Genomic DNA, 24,492 nt, shown 5'->3' with positions numbered 1-24,492 from the left:
AAAAGGATTAAATAAAAAATTATTTTCTATCATATATCTGTTTAAAATCATTTAAAAGAGTTTATTTAACTCGATTAAGTTATAAAAATAAATATAGGAAAAAGCAAGTTAAATATCGCTTCCTTTAACCTTTCCCTTAATCAATCTATCAACATAATATTCAATATATCCATATGCAATTACAGAACCAATAAATCCACCTATAAGCATTCCATAATAAATTCCAGTCTCTCCCATATGGAATACAAATCCTAAAAGATATGCAAAGACCAATACAAGGACAAACTCCCTGAATGTGGTCAATACAAATGAAGTGGTTCCCTTTCCAAGTCCTTGGAAAACGTTACCTGCAGTTGCACCGAATGGAACATATAAAATAAATAGACACATCAATTGTATGAATCCTGCAATTAAAGGCAAGAGATGTGCACTTGCTTCTGAATAAGAGAAGATATATGCTATCTGATCTGCAAATATAAAGAGCAATATGCATACTATAATAGAGGATATGAGACCTAGCTTAACTGAATATCTGCATGCAGTCCTTATGTTTTCATATTTCTTTGCACCATATGCAACACCTGTGACTGTAATGGCAGCAGTTCCAACTCCAATAGCTGGCAAGAGTCCTAATGAGATTATTCTCCATCCTGCAGTATATACAGCCACTGCAACTGAACCTGAAACAAGGGTGAGCATATAATTGACTGTAACTGCAAGTGCAGCCATGATTAACTGCTCAAGGCTTGCAGGTATTCCAACAACTAAAATATCCTTATACATATTCAAATTATTATGGAAATCCTTTCTATTATATGAGAGATAAGTGTCCTTTTTAATGAATATCCAATAGAGCATCATGCAAAGACCGAAGCATGGAGCAAGACCTGTTGCAAAGGCAGCACCTGAAATTCCCCAGCCAAATACATACATGAATATCGGATCTAGAATCATATTGATTACAGCAACAAGTGCAATAGGCACAGTTGCCCGTTTAATGTCTCCTTCAGCCCTGAAAGCACCACCAAATATAGGAGGTATCAATATAGGGGCAGTGAAAAGAAATATAATCACACCATAGTCCATTGCATATTTCAATACAGACCCAGCACCCATTAGCTTAAGCAAGGACTCTAATATCAAAAGGGCAATGACAGTGAGAACCAATGAAACAACCACACTTAATATGGCAGAGTGAATCGCTGCATTGTTTGCATCATCCCTCTTTTCAGCTCCGATATAACGGGAGATAAGTGAGGTTGCACCTGCACCGATACCGTTTCCAAATCCTACAAGCACCATAAAGAGAGGTGTGACATAGCCGATTGCAGCAAGAGGGTCAGGCCCAAGCCCTGCAACCCAGATACTGTCTATAATGTTATTTAAAAAAATCAAGAGCATGCTTGCTATCAAAGGCCAAGCAAGTTTATTGATTGCCTTTTTAGGGTCTCCTGTAATCATTTCAACATTTTCATTCATTTCCATAATATCAAATTCCCAACTATTAATAATATATAATTGATTATATATAAAGTAAATGTTTGATGAAGATAGAACTAAAATCATATATTTTAAAAGTAATTTAATGCTTAATTTTCAAGACCTTCTTTTTAGAAAATAAACTTTATCTGAACTTGTCAAACTATTTTTAAGACCATAAGCTTAACTCCCATCACATAAATTAAATAAAATAATTTTATCTCAGTTAATACAAAAATCAAAAATGGATTAAAAAAGTATTAAAAAATGAAATCAAAACATAATAAATCAAATAAGTTTATAAAATCCAAAAACAAATATTTGATAAGCAAAGAAAAATTTAAATAATTAACAATAAAACTGATAAAATGAAATATAAAATCTTAGAAAATCCCAATTATAAAGAGGCATATGAGCTAATCGAAGAAGGATTAGTGAAAAAAGCAACCATGCTCCTATTTGCATGCTGTAAGGTAAGCTATGAAGGCCGTGCATTAAGTGAACTTGACTATGGAGAAAGAATAATCATGATTAAGCCAGACGGCTGCTTTTTGATACACCAAGACAATAAGGTGGATCCGGTCAATTGGCAACCTCCAAAATCAAAAACAAAAGCTTTGATAAAAGATGAAACCCTTTACTTAGAAAGCCACAGGCGAAAGCCACCTGAACTATTGGAAGTTGAAGTTAAAAAGATTCATTATGCAAGATATAACCTGATTGAAGATTATGAAGAGCTTGAAAGGGCAGGCTATGAAAAGGATATGGGAGATATGATTTGGGACAATCCACATATCATAGAGGAAGGATTCCGCCCGACTGTAAGGGAATATGCTACAGAGCATGGTTTCATTGACATTTTAGGAAAGGATGCCGACGGAAACCTTATGGTTTTAGAGCTTAAGGCAAGAAAGGCAGGGATCACTGCAGTAAAACAGATAAGGCGTTATCTCACTGACTTTGAAAATAGGGAAAACAAGGAAATAAGACATGAAGAGGAAAAGCAAAAGGTAAGAGGCTTGCTTGTTGCTCCTTCAATAGGTGATGATGCCCTTGAGCTTTTAGAGGAAGAAGGTATTGAATTTGTCTCAGTAGAACCACCTCGTGAGCTTAAAAAAGATAAAAAAGTAACTTTAGATGCATTTAAATAGCAAACAAGATGAAAAGGTTTTAGATTATTATGGATTTTATTTCAACTCTACTGATTGCAATCGCACTTGCAATGGATGCCTTTAGCGTTTCCCTAACAAAGGGATTCACCTTAAAGAACCTCACAAAAAGCCAAGCTTTATGGTTTGGAATATTCTTTGGTGGATTTCAGGCTTTAATGCCTGTTCTCGGATGGCTAGGAGGAATCCAACTTGAATGGCTCATTACAACCTTTGCACCTTGGGTTGCATTCATACTTCTTCTTTTAATCGGTTCAAATATGATTAGAGAAAGTCTCTCTGGTGATGAAGAGGATGAGAAGGACTCTGATAAGTTTTCATTTAAGGAATTGACATTGCTTGCAATAGCTACAAGCATTGATGCATTTGCAGTTGGAATAACATATGCAGTACTAAAAGTAGATATTCTAATTCCTATAATAATGATTGGAGTTGTAGCATTTATCTTTACAATAATTGGACTTTATTTAGGTAAAAAAATAGGAAATTACTTTGGAGACAAGTTTGAGATAGTCGGTGGAGTGATCTTAATTCTTCTTGGTGTAAAAATACTCCTTGAAGGTCTTGGAATTTTAGTTTTATAAACAATATATTTAAACTCTGATTTGAGACAATGTCTCTCCAATTGGCTCATTAATAACCAAATTAGCCATATAATCAAAGCCAGTCTCACTCTTATTAATTAAAACCAGATTGCCACCATGGAAATAATTTATAAGACCTGCTGCAGGATAAACAACCAAGGAAGTTCCCCCAATAATCAATGTATCTGCATTTTGAATGTAATCGATTGCATAAGCTAGAATCCTATTGTCTAAAGGCTCTTCATAAAGGACAACATCTGGCTTTACAACACCACCACAATCACACCTTGGAATGCCTTCGCTTTTTAAAATAAAATCAAGAGAATACTCCTTATTGCAAATCTGACAATAATTTCTATGAATGCTTCCATGAAGCTCCAGGACATTCTTGCTTCCGGCCTTTTGATGAAGGCCATCAATATTCTGTGTAATAACTGCCCTTAACTTGCCTTTTTCTTCAAGCTCTGCCAACTTCAAATGAGCTGGATTTGGCTTAGCACCATCAAATACAAGAGTGTCCTTATAATACTCAAAGAACTCCTCTGTGTGGTCTGAGTAGTAAGTATGAGACACCAGATTCTCCGGAACATCCCCATATTTTTCCAGGCTTTTAAAGATTCCGCTTTCAGAGCGAAAGTCTGGAATTCCGCTTTCTGTTGAAACACCAGCCCCTCCAAAGAAAACAATATTGTCTGATGAATTTATTATTTCCTGCAATTGTTGAATTTTAGACATGATATCAAATCAGCGTTTGTAGAATGCATAAAAAGTTTAAATAAACTATTTAGATAAAAAATACTAAAGAACTAAAGCTCTAAAACAAACCTTTCTCCACTTAATTCCTTCAAACGTTTAATTTCATCCAAATGATGCTGTTTAGCGTAGTCATTATAAGGCTTTGGGCTTAAGCTATGCCCATCATACTCTAATTTATATATGACATACTCATCTGTGTCCAAGAATATTACATCCTTAGCGTCCTTCAATTCAAGGGCATTCAATTCAGCCATGATTGAATCAAACTCCTTTTGCTCCTGTTCGATAAGCTCATCAATGTCTCTTGAAGCAAAGCTTGGATTAAACTGCATAGACAATCCAATCATTCCATTAACCTTTTTTCCACCTATTTCAAATACTGATTGGCGAATATGATCCATCTGCTTTAGCATATGCTCAAGGGTAGGCTGTGTTACTGGAATCTCTCTTGCAGTTCCAATAATGTTTATTTCATAATCGTTTTCCCAATCATCAATCCTATAAACTGCATAATTAATATTATCACATTTAATCTTTTCTTTCTTTACCATAATTATCACATTGTGCTTATTTTAAATTTAAATCACTTTTATAACGAATATTTATGAAAAATCATTAATAATCTATTTAGAACCTTTCTAATATTATAATAATTTTTGATTAATTATACTTTTCTTAAAACTAAATAAAATAATTTACCAAAAACTTGATTACATAAAACTAAGAAAAAATTTATCAAAATACCTAAAGAAAAACTAAAAAAATTTACCAAAATACTTGAAGAAAAACTAAACCTCCTCAAATTAATCTGTTTCTAAAATGTCTAAAAAGTCTTTAAATTAAATTGATTTTAAAAACTAGGAAAAAATTATACTAAAATTAAAAATATTTAAATATTATTTAAGATATAAAGATTATTGTTATAAAAAAGTAGGAGGTTAAAACTTTGGTGAAATATTGTCAAGAGTGTGGAAATGCAAGCTATGATAGTGCACCAGTATGTGGAAACTGTGGTGCTAAGCTAGGTCCAAAGTCAGAGGCAAATTCTACACCCCCAAGTCGTGATAAAAAAGCTAAATCAACATCAACTTCTAGTGAAAGTTCCATATTTTCAAGCAAATCCGACGGATTTAGTTCCAAAATAGGCAAAAAAATTGGCAGTTTCCAAGTGAGCAGCACTAACACTGCTGTTGAAAATAAACAGGAAAGAGAAGAAGCTTTCTTAAAACAAACTTCAAAACCAAGTTTCTCTAAAACTGCAACAGAAGGATTTAAGCAAAAGGATAAAGGAATAAAAAATCCTGCTACAAAATATAATATGCCTAAAAAAGAAGAAACTGTTGATGCTAAAGCTAAGGAAGCTCCTAAAAGGGAAGCTCCTAAAAAAGAAATTAAAAGGGAATCCCCTAAGAAAGAAGTTAAAAAAGAAGCTCCTAAAAAAGAAATTAAACCAAATATTGTTAAAAAATCAGATGAAGGTTCATCTGGCGGAATAAACCTTAAAAAGATTGGAATTATAGCAATAATCATACTAATCATTCTTTTAATCGCAGGAATCGGACTTAATCAAATGCAAAACCAGACAACTGATGAGGTGATGAACTATACAGACGGCATCATCAATTTCACCTACTCTGGTAACTGGTCTGTATACAACAATACCAATGCAGATTCCAACATGACCGATCTTGCATTCAAAACTAAAGATAAAACTTTAATTGGATTTACAACAATTCAAAGCGATGAAATCACTTATGAAAAAATCCTATCAGATGTAAATGACACTGCCCATTCCTTAAATGGAGAAATCCTTGAATATCAAGAGGTTAATGTGGGAGGCGTCCCAGCTCAAGAGATAATCATAAGCACTCAAGATCAAGGCTATTCCAGATACCTATGCATCTTGCATGACGGAGTCTACTATTGCTTCGTTGCAAACAATGCAAAATCTGACAATCAGAACTTGACATCTTTGAATACAACTGAAATTCAAAATATGATTAATAGTATTAGTTTTAAGGATGTTGTAGCTGGAGACACTGCAAACCTTGATACAAGCTATCAGGAAAGCAGTTACCAAGAGGAAAGCTACGACAACTATAACTATGAAGACACAAGCAATTACTAATCTATTAATCCTTTTTTAACTTTTCTACTTTTTTAATAATTTCTTTTTTTATATTTTTTCCAATGCATTAAAAGCATTGAAAATAACTTTTTTTATTATTTTTTAAACTATTTTATTTACTTCTTTTAATAAACTAATTAAATGTCAAATATTGAAATTAAACTAAAACAGAACTTATAAAACTTAAAATCATAAAATAAGCAAATCAAGGTGTTAAAATGAATAAAATCAAAATAGCTCTTTGTCAGATGAATGTAGTAGACAATAAGGACGAGAATATCAAAAAGGCAATTGAAATGATAAAAGAGTCTAAAAAACAAGGAGCAGACCTTGCAATATTGCCTGAAATGTTTAACTGCCCATATGAAAACGAAAAGTTCATTAAATATGGAGAGACCCTAGAAGATAGCAGAACATTGAAATCAATATCTGAAACTGCAAATGAAGAAAATATCTATGTTCTAGCAGGATCTGTACCTGAACTTGTCTTAAATGATTCTTCTAATGAAAATAACTTATACAACACATCAGTTTTCTTTGACAATGAAGGAAAGATATTGGGAAAACATAGAAAGGTCCACCTATTTGACATAGATATAAAGGATAAAATCTATTTTAAGGAATCAGACACTTTAAGTGCAGGAGATGACTTTACAATCATTAAAACACCTTTTGCAAGAATCGGAATTGGAATATGCTATGACATAAGATTTGTAGAGCTTTCAAGAATTTTAGCTTTAAACGGAGCAGAGATATTAATTTTCCCAGGGGCATTCAATCTGACAACCGGCCCTGCACATTGGGAACTTCTATTTAGGTCAAGGGCATTGGACAATCAGGTTTATGCAATAGGAGTGGCCCCCGCTTTGGATAAGGAGGCAAGCTATAATTCCTATGGGCATTCAATTATTGTAAGTCCTTGGGGAGAAGTAATTGAAGAATTAGACTATGATGAAGAGTTAAAAATAGTTGAATTGGATCTTGATTTGATTAAGCAAGTTCGAGAAGAGATACCTGTACTAAAAAATAGAAGAACCGACTTGTATGACATCAATGAAAAATAATTAAAAAAAAATAGAAAAATAAAAGAATAAGATAAGACTTATATGCACCAATGTAAAATAAAGATTTGATATTTATAGATTAAAGAATCAATCATCCTTTTATTCGGAAATTAACTTTTCTAATTCTTCAAATTTTTCATCAAATTTCTCTATTTTAGCATTAAAGTGTTTAATTAAAATTGCAGCAGTCAAAGTAGCTGTAGCAGCTCCAGATATAATATAACCTCCCCAAACTAGAAATATGCTATCTATTTTTCCTATAGTGCTTTCACCTAAAATTGTATATCCCTTGCTTGTAAATGCATTGGAGACCATAACCAATGCGTTTAATGGATCTTCGTTTTCAGCAACCAATGTTATAATAAAACTAATGAACACTATTGAAAAGAGAAGAAGTATTGATTTTTCCAAATTATACTTATCAGTATAAATATGGAACTTATCATAAAATATCTTCATAATATATAATAATGCAGGAATACGTACAAAATCCCAATATTCAATTAAAGATTCGCCAAATAATAGGAATGCAATTGATGGAATAGGAATTAGGAATATCAATAATATTTTGCTTTTTTTAGAGCCGTCATAAATGATTATTGCTATATATACTGAAACTATAATATCTAAAAAGGAATTGAATACATAGAATTCCGGACTGTTTGGCAATATGATATTATTGTCAAAGAAGAAGTTTAGAATACACACAACTAAAATTAGAATTAAAATCAAATAATAAACCTGCTTCAATGTTTGTATTTCCTCTTCAGGCAAATAATTCTGAGGATTTACAAAGAAATTTAGCTTATGGACTATTTTATCCCTTAGCAATATTCCAACAGCAAAGATTGCTGCAAAAATCAAAACCGAAACGATAATTTGAAATATATAATTGAAAATATCCATAGTATCCCTAGATTTATCTTTCTATTTTTAGTTTAAATAATTTTTTAAAGAATATATAACTTTATTAGCCCATATAAAACTTAATTAGGTTAATTAAAGACCAAATAGTCCAATAAAATATTTATTAGAATAAAAATGACAGTGCAAAATCTAAAATAAATAAAAGGAGTATAGAGTAAATAGAGTAAATAGAATAAATAGAGTAAATAGAATAAATAGAGTAAAAAGAGTAAAAATGAATAAAATTATGAAAAAAATAAACCTAAAACATAAAAAAGAGCAGAAATGCTAAAAAAAAAGATAAAAAAAAAGATTAGGTCATTTTTTCCAATCTTTTCTCAAACCATCCAACCTTGCTAGGATTTTCTTTAGATAAAACTTCAATAGCTAATTTTAAAACCCTAGTCTCATTATCATAATCATTTATCTTCCTATACAATATAGCGAGACGCTTATAAGGAGTGTCCTTAGTGCTGCCGCTTTTTACATGAACTTCATAAGCCTTAATGGCAGCTTCTGGATCTTGCTTTTCCATTTCCTTAATTGTGCTCATTGGCTGACCTTTGGAAGACTTGACTTTGCCTCCAGACTTTTGAACTTTTTCAGCTTGCTTTATTGCTTTATTGCAATACTTCTTAAAGTCCTTGTCCTTTTCCTTACGTCTTGCATCCTTAATGATTTGAATGGACTTATCAGTTCCAATATCTCCTAAAGCAAAGATAGCAGCAGTCCTTACTCCACCATCCTCATCATTTATGCATTCGGCAATGGCATCAATCTTATCTTCAGCCCTAAGTTCTCCAAGCGCCCTTACAGCTACTTTTCGAACTCCAAAGTCTTCATCATTCAATGCATCAGCAAATGCATCAACTGCCTTTTCGCTGCCAGTTTTTTGAAGTGCAACAGCTAAAAAACGTTTATTTGAACCGGATTCCTTATTAAATTCATCCAATAATTTATCAACTGCTGAATCTCCAATATCCCCTAATATTTCAGCAGCTCCAAATCTAACTTGAGCATTTTCATCCTTAGTGGCTTCAATCAAAGGTTCGATAATCTTATCGTCGCTCTTATGCTCTAAGCTTTTGATGGCTAATTTCCTATTAGCCACATCTTCATCTTTCAATGCTTCAATAGCTTCATCAATTGATAATTTTTCAACCATAATAAATCCTCGTTAAAAAAATATTTAAACTAAAAAAGTATTTAAACACAATAGTATTTAATTATCTTAAAAAATATTTAAAACACAATATTATTTTTGATTTAATACTATTTAAGTAAAAACTAATATTTAAATTAATTTGAACTAAATAAAAGCAAAATATAAAATAAACTACTATTCAAATAAATAAAACCAAACTATAAAATAAACTACTTTGAAATTAATAAAACCAAACTATAAAATAAATGAATTATAAAATAAATATAACCAAAAACCGAAAAATTAAATCAATAAAAGCCACCATAAAATGATACTATGATTAAAAAACAAACTAAAACATATTCAAAGAAGCAGATTTACAAGAATCTTCATCCGTTTGTACGAGAATGGTTTGAAAATAGCTTCGAAGACTTTACACCAGCACAAAAACAATCAATTCCAGAAATACAAAAGGGAAAAAACATACTTGTCTCATCACCAACAGGTTCCGGTAAGACACTAACCGCCTTTCTATCAGTAATTAACGAGCTTACAACCCTTGCAGACAAAGGAGAGCTTGAAGATAAGGTATACTGCATTTACATATCTCCCCTTAAGGCATTGGACAATGACATTGAGCGCAATCTAGACACTCCGCTTAAAGAGATAGAAAAAATAGCTGGAAAGCCATTAAACATAAGAAAATCTGTAAGAACAGGAGACACCACACAATATCAAAGAAACAAGATGTTAAAATACCCTCCGCATATCCTTATCACAACCCCTGAAACATTATCCATCCTTCTTGTGGCCCCTAAGTTTAGGGAAAAGCTTTCCCATGTGAAATATGTGATAATCGATGAGATCCACTCACTTGCTGAAAACAAAAGGGGAGTTCACCTTAGCCTATCCCTTGAAAGGCTACAGGCCTTAATCGGAGGGTTTGTAAGAATAGGGCTCTCTGCAACGGTATCTCCATTGGAGGAAGTGGCAAGATTTCTTGTTGGATACGAATATGGAACAGAAAGGGACTGTTTGCTAGTGGACATCAATTATCTAAAGGAACTGGACATAGAGGTCATATCCCCTGTGGATGACATTGTAATAGCTGATAGCGAAGACACTCGCCTTGCTACCTATGCCCTATTGGATGATTTGATTATGGAGCATAAGACTAGCCTGATTTTTACAAATACCCGTAGCGCCACCGAAAGGTATGTATATAATCTTAAAAAGCTCTATGGAGAGCACTTCAACAGCAATAACATTATGGCTCACCATTCTTCCTTATCAAAGGAACTGAGACTGGAAACTGAAGAAAAGCTAAAGAAAGGAGAGCTTAAGGCAGTTGTATCCTCAACATCCCTTGAGCTTGGAATAGATATCGGATACATTGACCTTGTAATCCTGATAAACTCTCCAAAATCAGTTTCAAGGGCACTTCAGAGGATTGGAAGAAGCGGACACAGGCTGCATGAGAAATCAAAGGGAAGGATAATCGTTACAGACAGAGATGAGCTTGTCGAATGCAGTGTGCTTTTAAAGAATGCAAAGGAAGGAAAGATAGATAATATAAAGATTCCTAAAAACTGTTTAGATGTCCTATCACAGCATATCTATGGAATGGGAATAGAAAACCCATGGGACATTGACTATGCCTTTGATATCATCCGAAAAAGCTACTGCTATAAAGATCTCTCAAGAGACGACTATGAAGACGTATTAAGCTATCTTGCCGGAGAATATGTAGAGCTTGAAGAGAGATATGTCTATGCCAAAATCTGGATAAACTATGAGGAGAACACCTTTGGAAAAAGGGGAAAGCTTGCAAGAATGCTCTATTCAACAAACATTGGAACAATCCCTGATCATTCGGCAGTTATTGTAAAATGCGACGGAGAGGTCATAGGAAAGGTTGAAGAGGACTTTATGGAAAAGCTTAAGAAAGGAGACAGCTTTGTATTGGGAGGTCGAACATATAAGTTCAAATATGGAAAGGGAATGACAATAAATGTATCCCCTGCATCTGGACCTCCATCAATTCCATCTTGGTATTCAGAGCAATTGCCACTTGCATTTGACCTTGCAGTGGACATTCAAAGATTCAGATATATCCTTGACAGCAAGTTCCAGTATGGCAGAAGCAAGGAAGAGATAATGGAGTTTCTCCACGACTATCTCTATGTGGATGATTTTGCAGCAAATTCCATCTATGAATACTTCAATGAGCAGTATCTCTATGCGCAGATACCACATAAGCAAAAGCTCCTTGTAGAGTACTACACAGGATTTGGAGGGCGCAAATTCGTCATATTCCATAGCCTATTCGGACGAAAGACAAATGATGCAATAGCTAGGGCAGTTGCATTTCTAGCCTCAGACTTCAATAAGCGAAACATAACAATATCCATTACAGACAATGGATTTTATTTAAGTTCAGATGGAAAGATGGGGGCCTTAGAGGCATTGAACAGATTAAATCCTCAAAACTTTGAAAACATTCTAATCAAATCACTTGACAAGACTGAAACCCTAGCAAGCAGGTTCAGGCATTGCGCAGGACGCTCCCTCATGACCCTAAGGAGATATAAAGGCCATGAGAAGTCTGTAGGGCGCCAGCAAGTCAGAGGAAAAATACTGCTAAAGCACATTCAAGAGATGGACAATAACTTCCCAATTCTTAAGGAGTCCCGAAGGGAAGCTACAGAGGACTATATGGACATCAAGAATGCAAAGAGAGTCATCTCATGGATTGACAGCGGAGAGATGGAAATAAAAACAATAAATACAATCATCCCCACCCCATTTGCATTCAATCTGGTTTCCCAAGGATATTTGGAAGTTCTCCACCAGGACGATAAGGCAGAGTTTACAAAAAGGATGCATAGGGCAGTTCTAGATAAGATCAAGGAAGAGATGGACAATCAGTTTTAATAAAAAAAGCAAAAAATAACTTAAAATTAATATATGATATCTAAAAATAAGCATTTTAATCCAATTAGAGTAAATTTAAATATAGGAGAATTCTTAGAATAAATAAAAACATATATAGTTTAATATATTAAACTTTTAAAATAAAATAAGAAAGTTTAAATACTATTAAAATATATCTTATTTCACTTAAGAAAAATTAATTAAAGAATGGAGAATTTTACAAAAAACGAAAAGATTAGTGAAAACTTAAAAACAAATTTTATTAGCGGGTGATAAATTGTATTTAGAATTTTGGATAATTTTAGCCATTATCCTCATAATTGGAGAACTGCTGACAGGTGGATTCTACCTATTATCCATAGGACTTGGATCGCTAGCTGCTGCAATATTTAACTATTTCCAATTTAGCATTACAATCCAAATTGTGGCATTTATTTTAGTTACAGTCATTTTTATCATTCTTTCTAGGCCTCTCTTTAATCGGCTTAATAGAAACACAATTGATAAAAAATCAAACACAGAGCGATTGATTGGATTGAATGGAGAAGCTATGGAAGATATTGGGCAAAAAAATATTGGAGCAATAAGCATAAAAGGAGAAGTCTGGAAAGCCATTTCAGATGAGGAGATATCTAAAGGGGAAGAAGTAAAAATAATAGGTATAGATGGAGTTAAGTTAAAGGTTGAAAAACTCTAAATCCAATAAAAGGGTGATATGATGGATTTAATTTACATATTAATAATAATTATCATTGCAATAATCGCATACAAAAGCATAAAGATCATAAGACCTTATGAAAAAGGGGTTGTAGAAAGATTAGGAAAGTACAACCGAACTGTAGAAAGAGGTCTGAACATTGTTATTCCATTTATAGAGACAATCAGAAAGGTTGACTTAAGGGAACAGGTCGTAGATGTTCCTCCTCAAGAGGTAATTACAAAGGACAACACCGTTGTAGTTGTAGATTGCGTTATCTTTTGCGAGGTCATAGATGCCTTCAATGCAGTATACAATGTTGTTAACTTCTATCAGGCAATTACCAAGCTTGCACAAACCAATCTAAGAAATATCATCGGTGACTTGGAATTGGACCAAACCCTGACTTCAAGAGAGATGATCAATACAGAATTGCGTGAAACCCTTGATGTTGCAACTGACAAATGGGGAACAAAAGTTGTCCGTGTAGAAATTCAAAGAATAGAACCTCCAAAGGACATCGTTGAAGCAATGAGTAAACAAATGAAAGCCGAAAGGATGAAAAGAGCTACAATTCTAGAGTCTGAAGGTTATAAGGAATCTGAAATCAAAAAGGCAGAAGGGGACAAGCAATCCAAGATTCTTGCAGCCCAAGCGGAAGCTGAAGCCATAAAGCAAGTTGCAGATGCAAACAAATATCAGGAAATTGCCATTGCTGAAGGTAAGGCAAGGGCAACCGAAATCACCTATAATGCAATCCATGCAGGTAATCCTACTAATGACCTGATTGCAATCAAGTATCTGGAGGCTCTTGAAAACATTGCTGATGGAAGAGCAACTAAAATATTCTTGCCTACTGAAGTTTCAGGAATCTTAGGCTCAGTTGGAGGAATTGCAGAATTGTTTAAGGACGATCCTGAAGCATTGGAAAAATTTGAAAGTATAAAAGTTCTAGAAAATGCTAAAGAAACAGCAGATAATGAATAGACAAAATAATTGGGAGGTGAAAAAATGGCAAAAATGAATGCTGTGATATTAGGATTTATATTGACACTTGTTGTTTACCTATTCTTTGGACGCTATGAATTCTGGGGTCTTTTAATTGTAGGATTCATTGTAGGATATATAGCTCACGAAGGAATATTAGGCGGAATGTGGAATGCAGCCCTTGCAGGAGCATTCGGAACAATCATATCAGCAATCCTATTCATAATACTTGTCACAATTGGAGGAACTGCAATGATGGGATTCCTCGGAGGACTTGCTGGATTTACAGTTTCAGGAATTACAAGCTTGATTGATATTGTATTTACAATAATCAAATATATGATTGTTATGGGAATAACTGGTGCTGTAGGTGGAGCCTTAAGCGGAGAAAAAGAATAAGATTATTTATTTAAATTTTTATCTTTTTATTCCCTTTTTTTATTTCTTTTTTTCTATCTTTGATTTATTACTTTTTTTCTTTCTTTTTTAGAGAAAATTTTTTTATTCGTTTTTTCTTTCTTTTTTATAAATCTGTTTTTAATTTTTATTTAACTGATTAAAATCTTATTTAAAAAGACCGGATAAACATTATCCCAATTATTATTTTTATAAAAATATTAACTCACTTATCCTTTTTAAATAATGAAAAACACATTTTAAATTTAAAAAAAAACATTAACCTTTAAATTATATGAAAAATAAAGATTAATAAAGATAATAGAAAGTAATAATTTTGAGTTTTAGGTGATTCAATGGTAGATGCAGAAAAAGCAAAACAACCTAAGGAGAGAAAGAATAAAAACAGTAACCTTCCAGATATTGATTTTAAAGCATTAATTTTTGGTGCAGCAGCATATGCATTTTTCCCGCTTGTTGCATACCAATACAATCTAGACATTTTAATGGTATTTGCAGCAATAGGTCCATTATACATAGGATATACTGCAAAAACTGAACTTAAATCAATCATTTTAGGAATTGTAGGTGCAACTCCACTATTATATTTAGCTTTTTCAGGCATGTTAGGATCATACGGATCAGGTGAAATGGCAGATATAATCATGACTGTCGGAATTCTCGGACTTGGCGCATTGATGGGATACTTTGGAGGATACCTCTACAGAGATAGGCAAAGAAATAAAGCAAAAGCAGGGGGTATTGTAGTCGAAGACACTCCTAAAAAAGAAAAACAATTTGAAGACACTGGAAGTGTCAAAAAGAATGTTGCTAACTTATTCCTTCCAAAAAGCAGAAGGAAAAAATAATTTAATTAATTGAATTCCAAATGGAATTCTTTTATCTCTTTTTTTATTAAATAAATTTTTTAATAATTTAAAATAGAAAAGCTCTTTTTTATAATCTATTAAACTAAAAACTCTTTTTTTATAATCTATTAAAGTAAAAACTCTTTTTTTATAATCTATTAAAGTAAAAACTACATTTTTATAATTTATTAAATGAAACTCATTTAATATAGTTTTTCAAAAATAGGAACGAATTTCTAAAAAAAAATAATTTTATACCATACGAACTAATTAAAATGATAAAAATTAGAAAAATAGAAAAATAAGAGTCAAAAAAAAGAAAGAAAAATAGAAAATAAAAGAATATAAAAATAAGAAAAAAAACTAAAAAAAGTAGAAAAGAAAATTATGTAATAATTTTCTCAAAACCACCGTTTTCTAAAGCGTTTTTAATCTCACGTGCAACTCTTCTTCCCATACTCATACCTTCACCATACTTAAGGTAACTGTAGGAAGAACCTTCCATAAAGGTATTAGTACCACCGTCAGTTCTTGCACTTGTTTCAAATACAACAACTTCAAGGTTATCGTTTACAAGAGTTTGTATACAGAATGGACCGTTCAAACCTGGTTTTACAAGCTCTGCTGCACTTTTGACCAATTTGTCACCGATTTCAAATGCTTGTGGAAGCAAGGATTCCCTCATTACAACAGGGTGGTTACCGGTTACAACATATGAAGGGCTGATATCAATGCTTAATTGACCCTTAGCAGGCATTCTTACAAATCCGTCAATGCTGGATTCATATCTGCTGTCCATACCCATCAATTCCACTTCGTCATTCAAAGCAGAGTAGAAGTAGTGAATACAGTAGTTACAGCCTGAAACATACTCTTCAATGTGAGCTTGTGCCACATCTTCATCTTCAATCCATCCACGTTCTTTCATTGCATCGATTTTAGCATCAAATTCTTCAGGAGATGAAGCTACAAAGTATCCTCTTCCACCTCTTGCCCCAGGGAATTTAACCATTACTGCACGGTCGATTTTTGAAGGGTCATCATATTTCATTGGGATTCTAATTTTACCATTGACCAATAGTTTTCTTTCAAGGTCTCTTTCAGCTTCCCATCTTAAAATATCACGGTTTCCAAACATAGGAACATTGAATTTGTCTTCAACATTGTCCAAACCCGCATATGCAACAAAGGAACCATGAGGAATAACGATTGCATTCATATCTCTTAGCTTTTGCTGTACATCTTCATTCACTATGTCTTTAAATTCATCGACCATAATGAATTCATCTGCAACTTCAAAACGTTCATAAGGTACTTCCCTACCTTTTTCACATACAATAGCAGTTCTAAAGCCTTCTTCTTTAGCACCGTTAAGAATATGCAAGGAAGTGTGACTACCGAGAGTAGCTATGGTAATGTTTTCCTTATCATAGCCATCTAAAATCTCCAATATTTTTTCTTTACTAACTTTTCCCATTTTTAATCTCCTGAACAAAATAATTATCAGATAATTAATATTATATAATTATAAACTTATAAAGTTTTATTATTAAACTTGAGTGGAAAATTGAAAATTGGAAAAAAACAATAAGCAACTTAAGAAAGTTATAAAAAAAGGAACCGATTCAGACAAAATATATAATGAATGTGAAACAAATTTATTAATGTTAAAAGAAAACAATTGTTTATATGTCTATGAACAAATAATTAAATTTGATTTTTATTAGAATTATATTTTCTAAATTAAGAATTATTAATTTAACTTTAAGAACTATTTAAAATCAATCATTTAAGTGACTAAAATGTTAATTGGATTAATATCAGACACCCATATTCCAGATAGAAGAATGAAACTTCCCCAAAAAGTATTGGATGCATTTGAAGATGTTGAAATGATTCTTCATGCAGGAGACATCACCAGCCAAAGCGTTATTGATGATTTGGAGGCAATTGCACCGGTCCATGCAGTTGAAGGAAATATGGACAGGGTTGTAGGGGAAATGAATCTTCCTCCATCTAAAATAGTTGAAGCTGAAGGCCATAAAATAGGAATAGTCCATGGAGAAGTCTATCCAAGAGGAGACACCCAACAGCTCTATTACACTGCATTGGAATTAGGTGTAGACATCCTTGTAAGCGGCCATTCCCATGTTGCACAGCTTGAAAAGATTAAAAATGTGATTCTGGTTAATCCGGGAAGCCCTACAAATCCAAGATTGTCAGACCCTTCAGTGGCAATTATGGAAATAAATGGAAATGATATTAATTTTGAATTCGTTAAAGTGGGAAATCCTGTTTGTTCTGCTTTAAATTTCTTTAAAGACAAAGCAAATAAAGAATAAATAAGTTTCAATTAATAATAACTAATAAATAAACAACAAATAAGTAATAATAAACTAATAATAAAGCAATAATAAACTAATAAATAAACAACGAATAATCAATAATAAACTAATAATTAACCGATAATTAACTAATATTTAAAAAGGATGTATCAAAATGGGAAGTAGATGGCAAGTGGAAAAGAAGAAAGATCCCTATTATAGAAGAGCTAAAAGTGAAGAATATCGTTCAAGAGCATCATATAAACTTAAACAACTTGATAAAAAGTATAAAATAATCAAAGAAGGAAACACTGTAGTGGATTTAGGTGCAGCTCCAGGAGGATGGTCTCAAGTGGCCTTGGAAAAGGTTGGGGAAGAGGGAATCGTTGTTGGAGTGGATTTGAACAGAATCAAGCCATTCCCTGAAAAGAACTTCTATGGAATTAGAGGGGACTTCACCAAAGAGATAGTTCAAGATAAGATTATGGAACTTACAAACGGCAAAGCAAAAGTCCTTATTTCAGATGCAGCACCTTCATTAACTGGAATTAAGACAATAGACCATTTAAATTCAGTTGATTTAGTGGAAACCGTTATAAAAATAGCAGACAATATCCTTGAAACCGAAGGAAATATGGTAATCAAAGCATTCCAAGGCCCTGAATACAAGCGCTTATTGGATGAAATCAAGCAGGACTTTAGAAAAGTCAAATCCACAAAGCCACCATCATCAAGACACAGAAGCAAAGAGATGTATATTGTTGGATTAGGCTATAGAAAAGGTCCTGGAAGTAGAAAAAGTAGAAATAAAGAGTAATTCCTTTTAAATAATAAAAAAGGCTTTAATACATAATAAATAAAAATCCATTAAATTAATAAAATTAATAAAAATAAGTTAAAAATTATTATAAAATAAATTAAAAATTAATATAAATAAGTAAAACCATAAAAATAGCAAAATATTGATTAAAAAAAATAAAAAAAGATTAAATAAATAATTTGATTATTTATTTAACAGATAAACTATTATAAGCCTGCTGAGCTATTTTTAAATCTTCTTTTGATTGTTGTATTCTTTTATCAACTTCTGAAGCAGGCTGACCGGATGCCAATGCACTTTCAACACTATCCAAATCATTTTGAACCTTAATTAACTCCACTTGAGCATTTACAAACTCTCTTTCTAAGGTAATGTTTTGCATTGCATAAATCTTAGTTCCGGTTATATTGAATTGGGCTTCTAAACTAGAGCAATTGGATTTTAAGGTTGCTAACTCATCATATTGAGTACCAGAGGAAATTCCACCAGTCAAACTAGATGAAACAACGCTAAATCCAACATAAGCAGCTGCAACTACCATAATGATAATTACAATCACTCCCAAGACTGATATTAACATAGAAGTTGATCTAAATAAATTTAGTCTTGATTTTCTCATATATTCACCAAAATAATAAAAATATTTATAAATGTTTTAAAAACATTAAAAAAAACTTATAAAAACATTACAAAAACATTATAAAATTTTTATAAAATTATTATAAAATTATTATACATCATTAATTATTTACTTTTAAGTATTTAAAATTATCATAAAATCAAGGCAAAAAGAGAATATGAAAAAAATGATTATCAATCAAACCAAACTATTAAAACCTAAACCTTAAAAGAGGAGTAAAATAAAAAAAATAAGTAAAATTGAAGCAAAGTATAAATATAACTTAGTGAATCAAAGTAATATTGTTACGAAATCAAAACAATTTTGATGTGAAAAAATAGGCAAAAAATGAAAAATCAATAAAACTTTTATAATATTAAATATAGAGAATAGTATACTATGAGTCCCACTAACAAAACCAAAGCATCACTTGCAAGATTTGAAGAATTCTTCTCTACAATTTACAAGGACGATGTATTTGAAGTTCTAGAAAAATATCCTGATGAAAGGTCATTGACAGTCGATTATAACGATTTAGAAATGTTTGATCCAGATTTGGCGGATTTATTAATCGATAAGCCTGATGAAGTCATTACAACTTCACAAAAGGCTATCAAGAATATCGATCCATTGATGAAAGACGCTAATTTAAATATCAGATTCGAAAATCTTACAAACAACGTTCCATTAAGCGATCTCTTAAGTAAATACATTGGAAAGTTTGTTTCAGCAGATGGAATCGTAAGAAAAACCGATGAGATTCGCCCAAGAATTGAAAAAGGTGTTTTCGAATGCAGAGGCTGCATGAGACAACAAGAAGTTGAACAGACATCCTCAAGCCGCATAATGGAACCTTCCATGTGTACAGAATGTGGAGGAAGGTCATTCAGACTGCTTCAAGAGGAATCCAAATACATAGACACTCAAAGCGCCAGAATGCAAGAGCCTTTGGAAAACCTTTCAGGAGGAACAGAGCCTAAGCAAATGCTTATGGTATTGGAAGATGACTTGGTGGATGAATTGAGTCCAGGAGACAAGGTCAGGATTACAGGGACTTTAAAAACATTCAGAGAAGAAAAAAGCGGAAAATTCAAAAATTACATTTATGTAAATCATATTGAGCCTTTAGAACAGGAATTTGAGGAATTGCACCTTAGCGAAGAGGATGAGGCTAAAATCCTTGAATTATCCCAAGACCCTAACATACATGATAAAATCATTAACTCCACTGCACCTTCAATCAGAGGATACAGAGAGGTCAAGGAAGCGATTGCATTGCAGCTCTTTGGAGGATCTGTAAAGCACCTTGAAGACAAGACACGTTTAAGGGGAGATATCCACATCCTCATTGTCGGAGACCCTGGTATCGGTAAGTCACAGATACTTAAGTACGTATCAAAATTGGCACCAAGAAGTGTATATACAAGTGGTAAAGGCACTTCAGGTGCAGGTTTGACTGCAGCGGCAGTAAGAGATGAGCTTGGCGGCTGGTCTCTTGAAGCAGGTGCATTGGTGCTTGGGGACCAAGGTAACGTATGTGTCGACGAATTGGACAAGATGCGTTCCGAAGACCGTTCAGCCCTTCACGAGGCATTGGAACAACAGACAGTAAGTATTGCAAAGGCTGGAATCATGGCTACATTGAATACAAGATGTTCAGTTCTTGCAGCTGCAAACCCTAAATTCGGTAGATTCGACCGATATAAAACCTTAGCAGACCAAATTGACTTGCCTTCACCGATTCTTTCTCGTTTCGACCTTACCTTTGTAATTGAAGATAAGCCAAACATTGAAAACGATAGAAAACTGGCACAACACATTCTAAAGATACACCAGTCTGAAAGCGTAAACTATGAGATAGAGCCTGATCTCCTTAGAAAATATATCGCATATGCCCGTAAAAACATAAATCCAGTCCTAACCGACGAGGCAAACAAGGTATTGGAAGACTTTTATGTATCTGTAAGAAGTGCAGGGGTGGAGGAAGACACTCCAGTTCCAATTACAGCAAGACAACTTGAAGCAATCATCCGTCTAGCTGAAGCAAGCGCAAAGCTCCAATTAAAGGACAAGGTAGAGGCAGTGGATGCTCAAAGAGCAATCACATTGCAAAGGAAAACATTAGAGCAAATTGGATTAGACCCTGAAACAGGACAGTTAGATATTTCAAGAGTGGAAGGAGGAACAACAACCTCAGATAGGGAAAGAATGCAAAAGATAGAAGAGGAAATCAAGCTTCTTGAACAGGAATTCGAACGAGCTCCTATAGACACTCTTAAGGAAAACATGAAAGAGAAATATGATATGAGTCCTGAAAAGGTTGAAACTCTTGTTAAAAAACTTAAAGGAAAAGGCATCATATTTGAACCAAGAAATGGTTTCTTTAATACTGCTTAATAATTAAAACATTTGATTAGAGCATTTTAAATAAATCATTTTTCTTTTTTTTTCTTTTTACTTTTATTTCTTTATTCCTTTTTTACTAAATTAATAATTTACTTATTTTTAATTATTTTAAAAATAATTAGCACTTATTTTAACAAAATTAATAATTCCTAACTCTTTTTAATTATTTTAAAAATAATTGCCACCTATTTTAACAAAATTAATAATTCCACTTAACCAAATAATTCCACTTAACCAAATAATTCCACTTAACCAAATAATTCCACTTAACCAAATAATTCCATTTAAATCATTTATATACATTAACTTAATAAATGATAAAATATATAATTTATATTAATATAACTCAAATACTATCTTTTTAATAGAAAACTATTTGATTATAAAAACTTTAAAAAATTATTTTTATAACTTAAATGCTTTAAAAACCATACAAATAAATTAGAACTTTAAAATAATAAGATATAAACTATCCTAAAGCATTTAATTTAATTATATTTATTCAATCATAAAGAAGGCGATAAAATGGACGATTATGAAAATTTATTAAACAGAGCGATTGATCAATTACCTCCTGAAGTATTTGAAACCAAAAGGTTTGAACCAGTTAAAGCTTACTCTGTTATTCAAGGTAATAGAACATTCATTCAAAATTTCAAAGATGTTGCAGACTCATTAAATAGAGACCCTCAGCATATATTAAAATACCTGCTTAGGGAATTAGGTACAGCAGGAAACCTGGAAGGAGTAAGAGCAATCCTTCAAGGTAAGTTCAATCACTTTTTAATCAACGAAAGAATTGACGAATATATTGAAAAATACGTTATCTGTCATGAATGTAACAGGCCAGATACTAAAATCATAAGAGAAGATAGAATATTTATTTTAAAATGTGCTGCATGTGGTGCAAAAGCTCCGCTTAAACCATTATAACTCTTTTTTCTCTTTTATTTTTTTAAAAAGCCAAATCTCTATTAAATCATATGAAACCATTATTAATCAGCACAATTTAATAGATTTGATTTGAACAATTTATTTTAATTATTTTATTTATTTTTACTATTAAAAGGCGTTTTAAATGTTTTGTCCAGAATGTGGTGCCACTGATGTTGAAATGGTAGATGGAATCTGCAAGAATTGCTATTTGAAGAAATTTCAATTGATGGAAATTCCAGAAAACATTACCGTAACCATCTGTAAACACTGTAATGCTAAATTAGAGGAAGGAAAATGGAAAGACGAATATATTCCAGAGGATGAGATTATATATCGTACCTTAGAAAACAATATTAAACTTAATGATTTAGCAGAAAATGAAGAGATTGAACTGGAAATAGACCAAATGCGAGGAACAATTGCAGAATGTTACATTGAAGCAGTGGCGACAGTTCTTGGAGAGGAAATTGTAGAAACCCATACGCCAAATGTTAAAATCAAATATTCCGTTTGTCCAGACTGCAGCAAAAGAAATGCAGGATACTATGAAGCAGTAATTCAACTTCGTGCAGACAATAGGGAACTTAAGGAAGATGAAATAATCAAAGCTGAAGAAATAATCGGCAGAACACTGGACAAGCAGTTTAAAAAAGACAAATTGGCATATATTCCACAAGTGGCTAAGCTTAAGGAAGGAAATGACTATTATATCGGTTCCTTAAAGTCAGCTAAAAAGGTTGTGGAACATCTTAAAGAGGAGCTTGGAGGAAAAGTCAAGGAATCTCCAAGGCTAATCAGCGAAGACAAGTCTACAGGAAAAGGATTATACAGAATCTGGATATCATTAAGGCTTCCTAAGTTTGAAAAAGAGAATATAATCAAGTATAATGATAAAATCTATAGGGTGGAAGCCATTGATGGAAATAGAATTCTCCTGGCCAATTTGGAAAATCAGGACTCCTTGGCATTGAAATGGAGAGAGTATGATTCAATTGAAAAGATGGAAAACCTAAATGGAATTCAAAAGGCAATCATAACTGCAAAATCTCCAAAGAGCATTCAAATCCTAGATCCAGATGACTTCAGCCCATTGGACCTTGATATGAATGAAAAATTAGAAGGCTTTAATATCGGGGATGAAATTGATATATTAAAAATAGAGGGCAGAATATTTATTATTTAAGTAAAAAAAAACGATCTAATAATTAATTAACTAAATAAATAATAATTTACAATTATTATTTGAAAAAAAAACACTGAAAGAACTTATACTTACTAATTACAAAAAAGAAAAATGTGATTATATGAACATAGAAGAAAAAATAGAATTAATCCAAGAAGGAACACTTGAAATCATAGAACTGGAAGAATTAAAGCAAAAGCTTGAAAAAGAAACCCCAATTGCTTATACTGGATATGAACCTTCTGGAAAAATTCATTTAGGTCATGCAGTTACCATAATGAAGCTTAAGCAATTGCAAAAGTTAGGATTTAAGATAAAGATCCTTCTTGCAGACTACCATGCTTTCTTGAATGGAAAAGGAACTGTAGAAGAGATTGCAGAAACTGCAGAATACAATAAAAGGTGTTTTCAAGGTTTAGGATTAGCTGATGATACAGAATACATCTTAGGTTCATCTTTCCAAACCGGAAGCGAATATACTAATGATGTTTACCAATTAGCCACCATAACAACCTTAAAAAGAGCAAAAAGAAGTATGGATCAAGTAAGCAGACACGATGACAATCCAAAAGTTGCAAGCGTAGTCTATCCTCTCATGCAAACTGCTGATATGTCTGCATTAAATGTAGATATTGCCTTAGGAGGAATGGAGCAAAGAAAAATCCAAATGTTAGCAAGGGAAAACCTGCCTAGAATCGGAAAGGAAGCTCCTGTATGTATTCACACTCCTTTGATTCATGGTCTCGACGGCGATGACAAGATGTCCTCAAGCAAAGGAAACTATATCGCTGTGGATGATGACGAAAAGACAATCAAGGAAAAAATAAGAAAAAGCTACTGTCCGCAAGGTGAAATCGAAGGAAACCCAATGATTGAAATTGCAGACTTCTTTGTATTCTCCCAACAAGACACATTCGTCATAGAAAGACCTGAAAAATTCGGAGGAAACCTTGAATTAACAAAAGATGAACTGCATACAATGTACAGCGAAGGCAAACTTCATCCAATGGACTTAAAAAATGGAATCACTAAATTCCTCATTGATTTCTTAAAGCCAGTTAGAGAATTTATGGAATCTGGCGAATAAGTTT

Annotated in this window: 22 protein-coding genes; 15 read left to right on the top strand and 7 right to left on the bottom strand. The window is 32.7% G+C overall.

The genetic code is table 11. The features are described from left to right. Positions 1–108: 108 nt before the first annotated feature. Positions 109–1,485 carry an MATE family efflux transporter gene (locus tag MRU_RS03115; protein ID WP_012955411.1) on the bottom strand — a complete coding sequence of 459 codons (1,377 nt, stop codon included), beginning with the start codon at positions 1,483–1,485 and terminating at the stop codon, positions 109–111. Between the two features lie 362 nt (positions 1,486–1,847). Between MRU_RS03115 and nucS the strand changes: the two genes are divergently transcribed. Continuing rightward, complete coding sequence (gene nucS, locus MRU_RS03110; RefSeq protein WP_012955410.1) at positions 1,848–2,630, top strand: endonuclease NucS; 783 nt, start codon at positions 1,848–1,850, stop codon at positions 2,628–2,630. 29 nt (positions 2,631–2,659) lie between these two features. Beyond that, positions 2,660–3,232, top strand: coding sequence for a manganese efflux pump MntP (locus MRU_RS03105; RefSeq protein ID WP_012955409.1), 573 nt, complete (start codon positions 2,660–2,662; stop codon positions 3,230–3,232). Positions 3,233–3,241: 9 nt separating this feature from the next. Here MRU_RS03105 and MRU_RS03100 read toward each other — a convergent pair whose 3' ends face one another. Further along, complete coding sequence (locus tag MRU_RS03100) at positions 3,242–3,967, bottom strand: NAD-dependent protein deacylase (protein WP_012955408.1); 726 nt, start codon at positions 3,965–3,967, stop codon at positions 3,242–3,244. A 71-nt stretch (positions 3,968–4,038) separates the two neighbouring features. Continuing rightward, positions 4,039–4,539 (bottom strand): hypothetical protein, encoded by a 501-nt coding sequence (locus MRU_RS03095; protein ID WP_012955407.1) that lies wholly within the window; start codon positions 4,537–4,539, stop codon positions 4,039–4,041. Between the two features lie 398 nt (positions 4,540–4,937). On the opposite strand from MRU_RS03095, the gene MRU_RS03090 reads away from it, so the two are divergent. Next, a complete protein-coding gene (locus MRU_RS03090; RefSeq protein ID WP_012955406.1) occupies positions 4,938–6,116 on the top strand; it encodes a PsbP-related protein in 1,179 nt (392 codons plus the stop codon). A gap of 218 nt (positions 6,117–6,334) precedes the next feature. Then, positions 6,335–7,180 (top strand): carbon-nitrogen hydrolase family protein, encoded by an 846-nt coding sequence (locus MRU_RS03085; protein ID WP_012955405.1) that lies wholly within the window; start codon positions 6,335–6,337, stop codon positions 7,178–7,180. A gap of 99 nt (positions 7,181–7,279) precedes the next feature. On the opposite strand, the gene MRU_RS03080 is transcribed toward MRU_RS03085, so the two are convergent. Beyond that, on the bottom strand, positions 7,280–8,086 hold the full coding sequence (locus MRU_RS03080; protein WP_012955404.1) for a hypothetical protein: 807 nt from the start codon (positions 8,084–8,086) through the stop codon (positions 7,280–7,282). A gap of 313 nt (positions 8,087–8,399) precedes the next feature. Continuing rightward, positions 8,400–9,251 (bottom strand): HEAT repeat domain-containing protein, encoded by an 852-nt coding sequence (locus MRU_RS03075; RefSeq protein WP_012955403.1) that lies wholly within the window; start codon positions 9,249–9,251, stop codon positions 8,400–8,402. 315 nt (positions 9,252–9,566) lie between these two features. Here MRU_RS03075 and MRU_RS03070 point away from each other — a divergent pair, with 315 nt between their 5' ends. From MRU_RS03070 to MRU_RS03050, 5 genes are all read left to right on the top strand, one after another. Beyond that, entirely contained in the window at positions 9,567–12,164 is a 2,598-nt protein-coding gene (locus MRU_RS03070) for an ATP-dependent helicase (RefSeq protein ID WP_012955402.1), read from the top strand. Positions 12,165–12,441: 277 nt separating this feature from the next. After that, on the top strand, positions 12,442–12,861 hold the full coding sequence (locus MRU_RS03065; protein WP_012955401.1) for an NfeD family protein: 420 nt from the start codon (positions 12,442–12,444) through the stop codon (positions 12,859–12,861). An 18-nt stretch (positions 12,862–12,879) separates the two neighbouring features. After that, positions 12,880–13,848 (top strand): SPFH domain-containing protein, encoded by a 969-nt coding sequence (locus MRU_RS03060; RefSeq protein WP_012955400.1) that lies wholly within the window; start codon positions 12,880–12,882, stop codon positions 13,846–13,848. 24 nt (positions 13,849–13,872) lie between these two features. Continuing rightward, positions 13,873–14,247, top strand: a complete 375-nt coding sequence (locus tag MRU_RS03055) for a DUF5518 domain-containing protein (protein WP_012955399.1) — start codon at positions 13,873–13,875, stop codon at positions 14,245–14,247. 353 nt (positions 14,248–14,600) lie between these two features. After that, the gene (locus tag MRU_RS03050; RefSeq protein ID WP_012955398.1) at positions 14,601–15,113 is read left to right on the top strand and encodes a UbiA family prenyltransferase; all 513 of its coding nucleotides are present in this window, start codon (positions 14,601–14,603) and stop codon (positions 15,111–15,113) included. Between the two features lie 385 nt (positions 15,114–15,498). On the opposite strand, the gene MRU_RS03045 is transcribed toward MRU_RS03050, so the two are convergent. Then, complete coding sequence (locus MRU_RS03045; RefSeq protein ID WP_012955397.1) at positions 15,499–16,590, bottom strand: formate--phosphoribosylaminoimidazolecarboxamide ligase; 1,092 nt, start codon at positions 16,588–16,590, stop codon at positions 15,499–15,501. A gap of 316 nt (positions 16,591–16,906) precedes the next feature. On the opposite strand from MRU_RS03045, the gene MRU_RS03040 reads away from it, so the two are divergent. Then, entirely contained in the window at positions 16,907–17,455 is a 549-nt protein-coding gene (locus MRU_RS03040; RefSeq protein WP_143714292.1) for a metallophosphoesterase, read from the top strand. 157 nt (positions 17,456–17,612) lie between these two features. After that, entirely contained in the window at positions 17,613–18,254 is a 642-nt protein-coding gene (locus MRU_RS03035) for an RlmE family RNA methyltransferase (protein WP_012955395.1), read from the top strand. A gap of 190 nt (positions 18,255–18,444) precedes the next feature. Here MRU_RS03035 and MRU_RS03030 read toward each other — a convergent pair whose 3' ends face one another. Further along, a complete protein-coding gene (locus MRU_RS03030) occupies positions 18,445–18,876 on the bottom strand; it encodes a hypothetical protein (protein WP_048812395.1) in 432 nt (143 codons plus the stop codon). A 399-nt stretch (positions 18,877–19,275) separates the two neighbouring features. Between MRU_RS03030 and mcm the strand changes: the two genes are divergently transcribed. The 4 genes from mcm to MRU_RS03010 all read left to right on the top strand — a co-directional run bounded on the left by mcm (position 19,276) and on the right by MRU_RS03010 (position 24,488). Then, on the top strand, positions 19,276–21,273 hold the full coding sequence (gene mcm, locus MRU_RS03025; RefSeq protein WP_012955393.1) for a minichromosome maintenance protein MCM: 1,998 nt from the start codon (positions 19,276–19,278) through the stop codon (positions 21,271–21,273). 534 nt (positions 21,274–21,807) lie between these two features. Continuing rightward, positions 21,808–22,215: a translation initiation factor IF-2 subunit beta gene (locus MRU_RS03020; RefSeq protein WP_012955392.1), complete on the top strand. Its 408-nt coding sequence runs from the start codon at positions 21,808–21,810 to the stop codon at positions 22,213–22,215. Between the two features lie 145 nt (positions 22,216–22,360). Further along, entirely contained in the window at positions 22,361–23,401 is a 1,041-nt protein-coding gene (locus tag MRU_RS03015; protein WP_012955391.1) for a 60S ribosomal export protein NMD3, read from the top strand. 121 nt (positions 23,402–23,522) lie between these two features. Beyond that, positions 23,523–24,488: a tyrosine--tRNA ligase gene (locus MRU_RS03010; RefSeq protein WP_012955390.1), complete on the top strand. Its 966-nt coding sequence runs from the start codon at positions 23,523–23,525 to the stop codon at positions 24,486–24,488. Positions 24,489–24,492: the final 4 nt, after the last annotated feature.

This window comes from Methanobrevibacter ruminantium M1, from assembly GCF_000024185.1.
In the GTDB taxonomy this organism is placed as follows: domain Archaea; phylum Methanobacteriota; class Methanobacteria; order Methanobacteriales; family Methanobacteriaceae; genus Methanobrevibacter; species Methanobrevibacter ruminantium.
The sequence above is the reverse complement of the archived record's forward strand: the minus strand, read 5'-3'. Positions and strand labels throughout refer to the sequence as shown.